Below are 13605 nucleotides of genomic sequence, written 5' to 3' on the forward strand. Positions count from 1 at the left end.
CGATCGCTTTTGCCACAATTAGAGTGAATTAAGCCCATAGACCTAGATACAGCAAGGAAAACAAAAAAGCTGATACGCGACAAGCTGACGGCGTTCTGCTATATAGGAAAGAAATCAGCTATATTCTCAGTAAACACTAACGCTGTGACCAGGTGGAGAGTAGCATAACTATTCCTGTATCAAATTTCAGATATAGTGGTAGCTCCTCTTGTAGTAAAGAAAGCGCTAGGTTAGTTGCAATAAATGATAAAGCTGATGGGCTTGCGCTAGATGGCAAATGAGGAACATCTTGCTTTGCTCAGGCAAGGGGTAGAGGCTTGGAATGAGTGGAAGGCAAATAACCCTGATATAAGACCTGATCTCAGCTTTGCGACAGGCAGTGGGATAATTATCAGGGAGGCAAAACTTAGTGGTGTAGACCTCAGTCGCGCTGATTTAAGTAGAGCTGATCTCAGTCGCGCTGACTTGATAGGGTCAAACTTAAGCGAGGCACACCTCAAAGAAGCATACCTGAGTGAGGCTGACTTGATTGGGGCAAACCTGTGTGAAGCATATCTTGGTGGAGCTGACCTGATTGGAAGTAATCTCATTGGAGCCAACTTAACTGAGGCGTATCTGAGTGGCGCTGACCTTAGTAAGGCAAATCTGAGTGGAGCCGACCTCGTTGGCGCAAAACTCATTGGAGCAAAGCTCAGTGGGACAAATTTGAGTGGAGCAAAACTCACTGGTGCTAACCTCAGCGGCGCATACCTTAAGGAGGCAAACCTCAAGGGAGCAAACCTCAAGGATGCCAACCTCACAGGAGCCAACCTCACAGGAGCCAACCTTCAAAGGACAAAAGCACTAGATACCAATTTCAACAAAGCTACCTTAACCGGAGCTTGCTTAGAAGATTGGCATACCAACAGTACGACCAATCTTGAGGATGTAATTTGTGATTATGTCTACCTAGGAGCTGAGCAACAGGAACGCACGCCAACTCAGGGAAAATTTGCACCAGGAGAATTTACAAAGTTATTTCAAAAAGCTTTAGAAACCATTGATTTGATATTCCAAAATGGCATTGACTGGAGAGCTTTTTTCGTTGCTTTTCAAAAGCTACAAATTGAGAGCAGTACTTTAGGACTATCTCTTCAATCACTTGAAAATAGGACTAATGGCGCTTTTATTATTCGGATAAATGTTAACCCTGAGGTGAATAAGGAAGATATCGAAAATCACCTAAGACAAGAGTATGAATCTGCACTGAAATCGATAAATAAGGAATATCGATATCAGTTACAAGCCAGTTATGAACAGATAGCTCTCTATCGCCAGCAATGTGCAGACTTGACGGAAATTGTTAGAGTATTGGCGATGAACCCGGTTAATGTTGAGATTAAAGCTTTAACAGAAGATAAAACAGTATCAGATGCTTCTATGAATGGTCAGTCGGGTAGTAATCTTGTCCGCTTTGCTAATCCCATCCAAATTAGCAACAGCCAGCTCTCTATTCAATACGATTACATATCTAGGCAAACTCAAAACCTAAGAGAAACAGCAGCGAGAATTCAGAAGTTACTACAACAACTAGAGCAAAATTATCCTACTAGTACGCCATTAGAAAAACAGATAGTAGTACTTGAAGTTGTTAAGAAAATTGAGAGCAATCCAGCTTTGAAACAATGGGTGGTGCGGATTGTAAACGAATTTGACACTCAAGACTTGAAAAAGCTAGTTGATCATCCTCTAGTTAATGTTTTAATGGCAGCTTTGGAAGGCTATCTGGAAGTAGACTAATACGGTTAGGAGCAAATATAGCGGTTTCCTGGAAAGATGAGGTACAGCGGGAGGTGTGTGAAACTTGCGTAGAAAGAGCCAGGAAACAAAAAAGCTGATAGCTTTATGCTATCAAGGGCTAAAGGGTAATAAGGAAGACTTACCTTGATATTGAAAGACTTCAAAAACTTAGCGCTTGGCAAGACTTTGCCGCGTTTGCTTGGTCACTTTACTTAAGCCCACTTGGTCGAGGAGAGTGAGGAAATCTTCGGATAGAGAAATCCTGGAATTCGGGCTTTGAGTAGCGATCAGAGCGAGGGCATCATACCAGAGTCCGGCTTGGGCATAAACGGCTGCGCGATCGCGGACTGCCAAAGATGACTCTGTTGCCCTCATCCCCATGGTTGCACGAGTGTTAGCCCCATTAGCTGACAATTGCTCCTCCAAAGCGGGTGGTATCGGTACGCGCTCAATCCAGCTATAAAAATAGGGATTTGCCGAAGGGCGCTTCGCGTTACAAACCACGGTAACAGACCAAGTGTAGATTTTTCCCGTTACAAGTTCTGGTCGGTCTTTGGGAAGTTCTAGCTGTACAATCCCAGCTTGGGGTGAGTCAATCTGTTTGACAAATACGGGTTGAGCAACTCCAGGTTCTACCAAGCTGAACTTCATCGGTACTGATACAGCTTGCGACAAGTGCCAGAAGAAGGTGGGATGACTTAACGTCGTCTGTGCTGTGTAATCCTTGGACGGAATCAACAGCGTTACTAAGTCTCCTGGTAAAGACTCATTACAACCGCGTGAACCCGATCCTTGGCTTCGTCGTGGGTTCCTCGCAACTGGCGGAACATAACGCATTCGTGAGCCTGTGGCTTGACTCAGCAACAGGGTTTTGTTGCCCTGCACAGCCGTTTCCTGGGATGGACTTGTCTTAGCGACCTGATTAGCAACGCTAGTTTGCACTAAGTCTAAATCCCTGAAGGGTTCACTAGCTATTGAAGGCACGTTGACAAAACCAAGTAGCTGCACGGAAGTGAGCAAGGCTGTGCCTGCCACGGTAATGGCGAATTGTTGGGAAGTTGCCATATCGGTTAAGTGCTACTTTCGAGTTTAGTTTCCTAACATAATTTTCAGTAACTGTAGTAGTTCACCCTCATTATCGAAATCTATCTTAACTGCTACTACAATCTAGTAGCGAAACTATCGTAAAACTTGATAAATTGCTGTAGGCTGCTCACGACCCTTGAGAATCATAGAACCAAGGACTTTTGTAGAAAAAAATTCTTTAATATATTGATAAGTTTCCTCGTTAATTAAGATTCGGCACACGCCACCATCTAGCGATTTATCGTAACTCTCCAACCGGGCTGCAATATTAACGGTATCTCCAAGGGTGGTGTAGTCTAGCCTCTGAGAACTGCCCAAGCTACCCGTCACCACATTGCCCGTCGCAATCCCAATTCGCATCGCTGTTTTCGGGCGCCCTTCCTGCTGCCATTGGTGATTGAGTATGTCGAGTCGGTCTGCCATCGCTAAAGCACAGGAGACAGCCGCGATCGCATCTGAAGCGATCTGATCAGTGGTAAGACGCTGAATCGGCACGCCAAATACAGCCATCACAGCATCCCCCATAAATTTATCAATAACGCCGTCATGGTTCAAAACCACCTGCGCCATCGCCTCCATATAGTCATTGAGCCAAGACATCAGGGTTTCTGGGTCAATCACTTCCGCAACAGAACTAAATCCCCGAAGGTCTGAAAACAGCACCGTAGCCGTCATTTGCCGACCTCGAATCCGTCCTTCTTTGAGTAGTTCCTGGCGATTGTGCCAAATCGCTTGGGCAATCTGTGGTGTGACATGACGCCCAAACAAATTCATCACGGTTTGCCGATTTTCCGACTCAACATTGGCGATGTAGCCTGTAATTGCTGTTGCAGACCCTAATAACGCTAAGAGTGGCGGCACTACTGGTATCCACCAACCACCGATTAAAAAGGCGAGGTAACTACCCCCGACTAAACCAACTCCAACCACTAACAAGCCGAGAATTGTCCAAACAGACAGTACCTTCCTCACACCAGCAGCATCTCGCAACATCCAACACACGACAGCACCCGTACAAGACCAAAGAAAAATCCACACCCCTTCCATTGGTTCAGACCAAGTTTTAATTGAAGGACGCCCTTCTAGGGCAGCACTGAGAATATGGCTAACAATATTGGCTTGAACTTCAACTCCAGGAGTGCGTGCAGCAGTCGTAATTTCATCACCACTGTAAGGGGTGTAAAAAAAATCATTGAGACTGCTTGCTGTGGAACCAATTAAAACAATGCGATTCTTCAGCAAATCTGGTGAAATCTGATCGTGTAACACCTCAGACATCGACACAGTACGGAATTGTCCAGCCGCGCCACGATAATTCAACAAAAATTGGTAGCCACCGTCATCGGCATTGATGTAGCCGCCATCATTGGCAATAAATGGTCGAAAAACCGCTTTTCCCCACTGAAAAACTCTGGGATCATTGGTTGTGGGTTGAGAATAAATCTTTTGAGCTTCTAAATAAAACCAAGCAAGGCGCAAGCCAAAGGAATCTACAGTTTGACCCTCTTTTTCTAAAAAGAGCATTCCCCGTCGCAACTTGCCATCAGCATCGACAACCAAGTTATTCGCCGCAACTTGATCTCGTTGTGCAAGGACTGGCGGTGGTGCGATCGCAGAATTTGGGTCTTCGTCGTTAAGCTTTTCAATGCCAACGAGGTTAGGGGTTGTCTCAAAAACCTTTTTTAATGCCGGATAACCGGGTTCAACGGGTAAGTCTCGGTAAAGGTCAAGACCAATCGCCGTTGGTTTTTGGGCTTTGATTTTCTCGATTAACTGGGCAAGTATGGCATCGGGGATCGGCCACTGCCTTGCCTGTTTTAAATCCGCTTCATTAATCCCGACAATGACAAGGCGCTCATCTGTCGGTTCTAGGGGACGCCAGCGAAAAAACTGATCCAGTGCTGCCCATTCCCAATGTTGCAAGCTGCCACTCAAGCGTAAGGCGATCGCAATTCCGGCAACGGTTGGTGCAATGATCCAGACACCGCGCCATTCCCAGATCTGAGTTGCGAGGTGTCTGGCTGTGCCATCTTGGTCGTCATTACCCTTATCAATTGGCTTTGTTACCGAACGTGCTGCTGCTTCGTCGCGACGAGCCGTCATCAACGGCGTTTTGACCTGGGCAAGAGGTAGCCGTGACACAACAGACCAAAGGCGACGGAGATTCATAGCAGGAGGAGATGATTAGTTTTCTGTAGCCTGAACACTGCTATTACAGATTAAGTCCTGAGGCTGGGCGGTTGCGACTAGTTGAGGCATCGTACCCACAATAATACGTCCATCTCTGGTCACTGTCATGCCCTGTGCTTCCTGAATTGGGTCGCCGAGTTTCCAGGAGGTAGGAGGTGGGGATGAAGGATTGGGGATTGGGGAAGAAGCTTGTTGTTGAGGAAGTGGTTGCAGCCCTTGAACTGTACTGAGTTGATATTGACCGCTAATTGCTTCGTAGGGATTTTGGGGTAAGCCTCCGGTGCCTGTAACGGTGAAGCTACCTTGTTCGACATTGCGACGGGCGAGACAACTAGATGCGATCGCTTGTTCGGTATCAATAAAATTAGCATTCAGTTGGTTGAGGTCGCCCTGGACGTTGACATCTGGGGTATTCAGTTCGACAATGCCACTTAATTCAGGAGTTTTCCCGAAGGCAGTAATGTCACTCTCTGAGGTTAAGGCTTCACGGAATTCTGTACCGAAGATGGCTTGGGCGTTGACGGTAATTCTCCCTCCGGAACCTTGAGGAGCATTGGCAGTGATGTCACTGTTTTCTAGAGCGACTAAGGTGTCTGTGTCGATGACAATATTGCCGCCCTGGCTACCAAGCTCTGCTGTTGCAGTGATCTGACTTTGGTTACGCAACTGCAAGTTCTGCGATTGTAGGGTAATATTGCCTCCCTCGTTCCCTTCAGCGGCGGCTGTTATGGTTCCGCGATCTAGAGAGATAGAGTTAGCCACAACATCAATTTTGCCAGCCATGCCGGATGCATCTCCCGAACTAGCTACCAATAATCCAGCTCCATCCTCAATCACCAGATTTCCAGTAGTAATTTCTAGGTTTCCCCCCTGACCGGATGAGATTGTTGAGACATCTAAAGAACTAGGGAAAGTACCATTTAAGGCACTACCTGTCAACCTTACAGACTCAGTGGCATTTACTACTAGGCTCCCACCCAGCCCACCACCAGCCGTTCCTGCTTGGATCACAGCTCCGTTCTGGAGCGTCAGCCGTTGAGTAGATATCAATGCATTTCCTGAGTTGCCATCACCAATGGTATTGGCAACTATTGCTGTTTGAAGAGACACACCATTGTCCAACGTGAGTGGTGTTGCACTAATCAAATCTATAGAGTCGGAAGCAAATATTCTAAGATTTCCTCCCTGACGTGATCCGAACGTGGTGGTGGATATGATCGCGTTATCTTCCATCACTAACTGAGCAGTGTCAATTGCTAGCAGATTCCCCTCCTCTCCAGTCGCTTCCTGCCCAGCCAGCGTGAAAATTCCTGTAGCACTGAGGTTTACAGCATCTGAGACGTTTAGCGTTAAGTCCCCAGCTCGCCCTGATTTGAATGTATAGCTTGCAACAAATGCACCATTAGTAGCCGTGAACTGTCGTGTGTTGATCGTAATATCTCCAGCCTTACCAGAGCCTTCGCTTAGGGTAAAGATGCCATTACGCAATTCAAAAGGATCGAAATCGCCGAATGCGAAGGGAATTGCATCAGCTACATAAGTTCCTAATCCCGTGATTTGGACTGATTCAATGGCATTGATCTGTATACCCTCTCCTGGCTGCGACCCCAATGTGTTCGACAAGAGACGCGACCCACCATCAAGCGTAACGTTGCGACCCTGTACCTGGATAGCGCCGCCGCCCTCCCCGCTAGTATTGACGGAAGTGCCTTGAGACAGTTGTATGTCTTGAAAATTTTGGACTCCTCTATAGTCCAAGTCCCAACCTTTAGGGATAGAAGTCAGGTTGACAAAATCTGAGCCAGCGATGCTGCCTAATTCAACTCGTCCTGCTGGTGCTATTAAATTTCCACCCTGTAAGGTGACGTTACCTCCAACCAGTGTGAGCGTTTTTCCGGGTGACATCCGGAGATTAGAACCTTGTACTAATATTTCTCCAGATGTAGTACCAAATCCCAGCCCAACCGGAACATTTACAGTTAATAGGGGCGAAGTTTGGGGACTGGACGCATTAAATTGAGTACCATCTGCAAAATCAACAGAGTTCGCTGTTGTCGCTAAAAATGAACCCTTTAAGTCAAGACTGGCAGTTTGCCCAAAGATAATGCCGTTCGGGTTCAGCAACAAGAGATTGGCATCGCCCAAAACTCCAAGGGTGCCAAAAATGTTGGAAGGGTGGTCTCCTGTGACACGACTGAAAATATTTTTAATCTCTGCTGGATTGGTAAAATACGCTCCCTGTCCTGTCGTAACGTTGAACTCTAGAAAGCTGTGGAACAAGTTTGTCCCTCGAATTGCCCCCCCATCAATCTGATCACTGGGAAGACCGTTGATTAAAACATTACGTTGAATAGTAGAGCTTTCATCTCCCAATGTTGCATCTGGCGTAATCTGAGCTAAGACTGCATTTCCAGAGGGAATAAGGCTCAGGAATAAAGCCGTAGTAACCTCTAACAACCGCCAACGTGTTCTCTCAAAAGTTGAATGTTTGGACAACACTTCACATTTAGCCTCGTTGTGGGCTGTATCGCTCAGGCTTTGAGTCAGCTTCATACCTTATACAACTTAATAGTTTCTATCTACTAAGTGATTAGTCTGGCATATAAGCTTTAAGGTCTAATAGTGGTTGCTTTTGGTTTGAGCGCTATTAGTGTAATACGCTAGTCGGGAGGCTAAATGTAAGGACAAACAAGACATTCCTTGATTAGAAGGCTATTCCAACTGACTGAAAGAGCATCTGAGTACCGAGCTTAGACAAAATTGATTTCAGAGAAGCTAGCTCTTCAGGAGTAAGGGTTTTTAGGATTTCTTTTTCTGTATCTGTCAAAGCTGCTCCGAACCTGGAGAGAGCATCTTCAATGCCAATATCTGCGGCATTATTGAGAACAGCTTCGAGAGCGACTGCCCTCGCTTGCTGCTCTTGCAATGCTTTCGCTACCTCGTTTAGATCAATATCAGTCATAAACCCTCTGGTAAATATTCTAAAGACTGAATGAGCTTAAATAAAAAAGCTTTTTCTGACAAGAAATTTTAACTTTTCGTAAGGAATATCTATTCCTAACAGGAGTTAAATAAGTATTAGTTATTTTTTTGCGCTAGCTTTGTATAAAATTTAGTCCAACCTAGTAATGTTGCGATCGCAGATTTGAGTATTGTTCTATACAAAAAATCGTTTGAGCCATAGCGATCAATCAACTCTATTATTGGCTTGCGGTGTTCTTGGTCTACTTCTACATGGTATAAAATTGTCCTCAACCCTTCATCTGGAATCGAAAATCTTTGCCCTAGCTCATAGATAGCGGCAGGTGAACTATTGTATCCCTCTAATACAAATACATATCCCAAGATTGAAACAGGGTGAGCTGTAGCCATCAGCGCAAATTGCACCCCCAGCATTTCAAGGATTACCTCATCAGCAATCAGGTTCTCAAGTTCAGATTGGCGAAAACCAATGGCTATCAGATCGTCTAAGAACCATTTATGATGATCTTTTTCTTCTGGAGCATGGGTTTTCGCCCAATCAATAAAAGGAGCAAGATTTTCATCATCCCGTAAGACAGCTTGTTCAGCCGCAAAATTGAGCAATGCCTCAGAAGCTTTGGTCGTCAAATAGCTCTGCACAAAGTATTGCAGACATCCATCCCGTTGCTTCTTAGTGAGCAAGTTTTCCCACTTTAAAGTTTGGAGAATTTGATAGGGTCTGATGGTGTCAGCAAGAGCATTGGCACTGTTCGTTGAGGTGCTAGTTTGGATATTTAACATAGGAATGAAACGGTAAACTAAACTACTTAGATGTTCAAGCTTCAGAGTCCCGACTTCTCTGAGCATTCGGGAATCTCGCCTTTACAAAGCAAAGCTTGAGCTTAAGGATTTTGTTCTTCCTTAAAAGGAACGGCTAAACTTAAAAGCGAATTATCTTCTCGAAGCATCAGTCCTCCTTCGATTAAAGGTTGAAGAATTTCCTCAATTTCTGGGATAGACAGCTCTTTATTAAGTTGTTCTTTAGCCACCTGCCGTAAGGAATTAATTGAACGAATGGCATCACAAGCCAGGTAAAGAGTTCGTTGAGGCTCTGTTAGATTGACTAAAAACTGCTTAGCAACGGGTCGTAGATCCCAAATCTGTAAGTTTGTCCCCTTATCTATAGAATAAAGAGCGCTAGTTTCAGAGGCTGCTTTCCAAACAGCTACCTGCTCTTTGATAACTTTGGTATAACTCTCTACATCTTGTGGGTGACAATATTTGAAGGTGAAATAATAAGCCAGGTTTGCTACCACCTCTGGTGAAAACGGATAGATATAATGGTAAGCTGGATAAGGGATAATCTCTGCAAAGCCAAACTGCTCAGGATGATCAAAATTCGGGCTAAAGCGATCAACACGAATAGTTGTAGCGGATTCGGGAGGTTTCAGATGAGTCAGCAAGGGAATAATTTCTGACATCTGTGCGTAATCCTCCGGCGTTTCTCCAGGAAATCCCCACAGCAAATTCCAGAATGGAGTCACGCCAAACTCCTTGCACCATTTAAGCAACTGAATGTTCTGTAAACCTTTTACGCCTTTACGCATAATCTCAAGAACATGATTGCTAAAGCTCTCAATTCCCGGCTGAATCATCGTAATTCCAGCATCTCGTAAAAGGCGAATTTGCTCCTTTCTCAGATTTGCCTTAACTTCGTAAAACAGTTCTAAGTTAAGCTGCCGTTCAGCCAGTTCTGGAATCAAGTCTTTAAAGTACTTCATGTCCAGAATATTATCGACCACTGAGACGGCATAACCCGGATATTTGTCAGCCAAATGAACCAGTTCATCCAAAGCACGAGTCGCTGACTTACTCCGGTATGCCATCTCGGTTCCATTGAGTCCGCAGAATGTACAATGCTGTCTTTCTCCCCACCAACATCCCCGCGATGTTTCAAAAAGCAATCGAGGTTGATAGCTGTCATTGAGGTGAGAACGAACCGTTTCCCACTCTAAGAAGTAATCATCATAATCAGGAAATGGTAGAGCATCGACATCATGTAGGGTAGGCGCATTAAGATTCAGGTGATTACTGGCATCGATGTTGTCGCGTGTATAAACTCCCTGTAAATCAGCTACAGGTTTCTTCTCCAAAATCCGACGCACAAATTCAGGAAATACTTGATCTCCTTCACCCGACATAATCGCATCAATAAAAGAAAATTGACGGATATTTTCAATTGCCATGATACCTTGACAATTCGCGCCACCAAATTCGATAAATACATCAGGAGCCTGAGCTTTAATACGCTTAGCCAGAGACAAAGCGGCAACGTGTTGATGGAAAGTACTAGTAAAAACAACCAGACGCGGTTTGTAGCTAAGAACTTCATTGAGGCATTGATTCAGAAAATCATTGACTAAACGACGCGCCTGAAGAATTTCCTGAATAAAGCTATCTGAAAGCGGCTTGATTTGAGGGTATGCCTCTTTGTGTGCTGGAGAACGTCCCCGCAGTACATCTTCAATAAAGTTTTCTACATTATCTGGAGTTGAGTCAAACAGCGCCTCAGCAAATATCCATTCTCCCACCAGATCGCAAATCGAAACGTTCCTACCATCTGTGATCTCAGTGTAGAAGGAACCCCCAACAAGTTGAGCAAATCTGAGTGTGAAATAGCAAACTTTTGTTGAGATATTGAGGGGAGCTAGCGACGCTTTTAATAAGCCCAGTCCAATCGAAGGAAGCAGAGGGCCGAATGGCATATTAATAAATACAACATCTGCTTTTGGGTATTGATGCACTGTCATGGTTTGCTATCCCTGAGAAGATTATCAAGACTGCTAGAGAAGAAGAACACTATCCTCTATAACCAATTACCAATAAGAACAAACGGTGACCAAACGGCTGGATGGTTGTAGTTTACATCCGTAATCATCTTGATTTGGGCAATTCTTAGAGCTTCTGCTTTACTGATATTGGGTTGACGCAACTGGCTGTAGAATTCCTCAATTAATGGAACAGTCGCTTCGTCGTTAATGTACCACAGCGTTGCTAAAGCACTTTCCACACCCGCACGAACAGCAACCCCAGCAATTCCTAAGGCTGAGCGGTTGTCACCTGTCGCGGTTTGACAGGCACTCAGCGTTAGCAATTCTACAGATTTTCTGCCGTTGCGAAAACGTAGAAGTTTGTCGATTTGCTCAATACTAATTCGTTGGTCAAATCCTACGAGAAATGTACTTTCTGCATCCACACCAAACTTGCCGTGAGTGGCGATGTGAACAATGGGGAAACTCTTTTTTTGTAATTGTGCTTGCAAGTTTGGCAGAGTAAAGGCTTCATCAAGTAGTTCTGTACCGCCTAAAATCTTATTCACCGCTGTTACCTCTGCCTCGACATTGGTGAGAGGAGCAAAAGGCGATCGCTCAACCGTTAGCCCTAGACTCAGTGCTTCTAAATTACTGTGATCTAGAGGCTTACGAGCAGTAAGAGTGAGACTCGGTGCGATCGCAATCGGGTATTTCTGTATCAAAAATTCTTTCCCATCATGCAGTGCTGCCATCGGCACTTTTCGCAAAGCCCCATCGTTGATGAATAGAAGAGTTGTCGGTTGGGTTGCCGCTAAGTCAGCTTCCATCGGGCGAATCAACAGATCGTAAATCTTCTGAACTTTTGGGATATATTCTTCAGTTGCCCGTGATTCTAGGAAGTAGCGCAACTGGTTAATTTCTGCCTCAATCTCCGGCTTGCTAATCGCCGCACGATAATTCGTGAGTGAACCATTAGGCGATCGCAAAATCATTTGAGTTTGCTTATTCAAAATCACCGAATACACCACAACTGTATTGATATCAGTTAAGCTGCTACTCCCCTCACTTTCCGCCAGAGCAACCTGCACACACTCATCTCCAAAGAAGTTCTGCAACTCGGCTAGTTTCAGGAGTTCCAGAGTATCAACGACTTTCTCGACGTTTGATTTAGGGCTTTGGTTCGCTCCTAACCTCTGCTGCGCGATTAGTCGCTCCTTACCCTCCTCACCAAGGGGGGAATATGATGAAAAATTTTTATTCTTACCAGGCTCAGGAGATTCAAGCAACAGTTCCATCAACTCTCGATAAACTGGCTCTACCTGTTCAGTGAAATCAAATTGCAATTCTCGATTAGCTGCAACAATGTCACCCCGAATACTTTGTAATGTTGCGATCGCTTGTTCATAAGCTGCGATCGCTTGTTCACGAGCATCCATGCTTTTGAGAAGCCGTCCAGCTTGCCACTGCCAGCGATACAGGCTATCTGGCGCATTGACTTGCTGAGCAGCAAACTGAGCCGTGCGAGTTAGTTCCATCGCCTTGGCATAGTCCCCTGCGTCTTCTTGCAGTTTCCCCAAGCTACCAACGGCAAAGGATTCTGCCCTAGAATCCCCAATCGCTCTAGCAACAGCCAGCGCTTGCTCTAAAACCTGGACAGACTCCTGACTTTCTACAGACTCGTGACGGCGAAAACTCTCTGCAAGGTTAATCAGAGCATAAGCTTTCTCTCGCGAATCTGGAGCCTTACTCAACAACTCCCTCAGCCGATTCCAATTACTCTCAATTAAATCCTGGTTAGGAGATTGGGGTAAATCTTTCCCATTCCCCACCTCTAACAGGTGAGTGAGATTTAGCAATGCCCTAACCTCTTCCAACACGGCTACACCTCTAGCCGTTTGCACACTTTGCTCAAAAAACGTTCTTGCCTCAGCTCGATCTTGAGTCGCCGCTTGGGTTAAGCGGATAACTTCTTTCTCATCACCTTCTGAATCTGCAACATTGGCTTGATAGCTAGAGCGAAGGGCTTTGCTCACGTAAACATTGCCCAGGTTATTTAACGCTGTGGCAACGTAACTGACATTATTCAATTCACGGGCGATTTTCAGTGTTGTCTCATGAGCAGCCAAGGCTTTCTCATAGTCACCTAAAGCCCAGTACGCATTCCCTAACGCTCCTTGCGCTGCCGATTCCGTTAAGCGCTCGCGGTTTTGCTGTGCTAGTTCAATTGCCGATTCTAAGAGAGTAATCGCTCGTCGATGTTGTCCCAAACTGCTGTAAGCTTGTGCTTGCTCGGTTAACAGTCCCGCTAAGGGTTGGCGAGTCGTTGCATCGGCTTGAGAGCGGTAAATTTTAATCGCTTCATCCCAATATGCGATCGCTCGATCTATTTGACCTGTTTGCCGATAAGCTAGCGCTAGGTTAGTGTAAATAATCGCCCTTTCTTTTACCTCAGAAATTTGAGGCAGTGCTTCTTCCCACAGGGCAATCGCTTCCATGAATTTTCCAGCCTGATAGCGTTCAATTCCTTGCTGAACGGTAGGACTATAGGGTTGTACACCCTTATTCAGCATGGATGACACAAGGGTTTGCCTTGCTAAAACAGTTGGTTGCTCGGCTTGCCCAGTTGAGCAAGTGTGGAAAACAAGGCAAAAAACGAGACTAGCTAGCCATAAAACACTAAACCGATGCCAATACCGCCAATTTTGGAACATTAGTCGAGTATCTGACGAAATATAATCGTATTTTATTCAGTAGATTGGACAGTGTCCGTAAAGAT

General features: G+C 45.2%; 8 protein-coding genes. 1 reads left to right on the forward strand and 7 read right to left on the reverse strand.

What is annotated here, in order from left to right; genetic code table 11:
• The first annotated feature begins 270 nt into the window (after window positions 1-270).
• Complete coding sequence (locus H6F98_RS08400) at window positions 271-1779, forward strand: pentapeptide repeat-containing protein (RefSeq protein ID WP_192218221.1); 1509 nt, start codon at window positions 271-273, stop codon at window positions 1777-1779.
• Between the two features lie 168 nt (window positions 1780-1947).
• Here H6F98_RS08400 and H6F98_RS08405 read toward each other — a convergent pair whose 3' ends face one another.
• The 7 genes from H6F98_RS08405 to H6F98_RS08435 all read right to left on the reverse strand — a co-directional run bounded on the left by H6F98_RS08405 (window position 1948) and on the right by H6F98_RS08435 (window position 13540).
• Window positions 1948-2844, reverse strand: a complete 897-nt coding sequence (locus H6F98_RS08405; RefSeq protein WP_192218222.1) for a DUF928 domain-containing protein — start codon at window positions 2842-2844, stop codon at window positions 1948-1950.
• A 114-nt stretch (window positions 2845-2958) separates the two neighbouring features.
• On the reverse strand, window positions 2959-5034 hold the full coding sequence (locus tag H6F98_RS08410) for a CHASE2 domain-containing protein (RefSeq protein WP_242058441.1): 2076 nt from the start codon (window positions 5032-5034) through the stop codon (window positions 2959-2961).
• Between the two features lie 15 nt (window positions 5035-5049).
• On the reverse strand, window positions 5050-7608 hold the full coding sequence (locus H6F98_RS08415) for a filamentous hemagglutinin N-terminal domain-containing protein (RefSeq protein WP_192218223.1): 2559 nt from the start codon (window positions 7606-7608) through the stop codon (window positions 5050-5052).
• A gap of 151 nt (window positions 7609-7759) precedes the next feature.
• The gene (locus H6F98_RS08420; protein ID WP_192218224.1) at window positions 7760-8017 is read right to left on the reverse strand and encodes a hypothetical protein; all 258 of its coding nucleotides are present in this window, start codon (window positions 8015-8017) and stop codon (window positions 7760-7762) included.
• 116 nt (window positions 8018-8133) lie between these two features.
• Window positions 8134-8817: an iron-containing redox enzyme family protein gene (locus tag H6F98_RS08425; protein WP_206759645.1), complete on the reverse strand. Its 684-nt coding sequence runs from the start codon at window positions 8815-8817 to the stop codon at window positions 8134-8136.
• 101 nt (window positions 8818-8918) lie between these two features.
• Window positions 8919-10826, reverse strand: a complete 1908-nt coding sequence (locus H6F98_RS08430) for a RiPP maturation radical SAM C-methyltransferase (RefSeq protein WP_192218226.1) — start codon at window positions 10824-10826, stop codon at window positions 8919-8921.
• A 56-nt stretch (window positions 10827-10882) separates the two neighbouring features.
• The gene (locus H6F98_RS08435; RefSeq protein ID WP_192218227.1) at window positions 10883-13540 is read right to left on the reverse strand and encodes a CHAT domain-containing protein; all 2658 of its coding nucleotides are present in this window, start codon (window positions 13538-13540) and stop codon (window positions 10883-10885) included.
• Window positions 13541-13605 lie beyond the last annotated feature (65 nt).

This window comes from Microcoleus sp. FACHB-SPT15, from assembly GCF_014849525.1.
GTDB lineage: Bacteria > Cyanobacteriota > Cyanobacteriia > Cyanobacteriales > Coleofasciculaceae > Symplocastrum > Symplocastrum torsivum.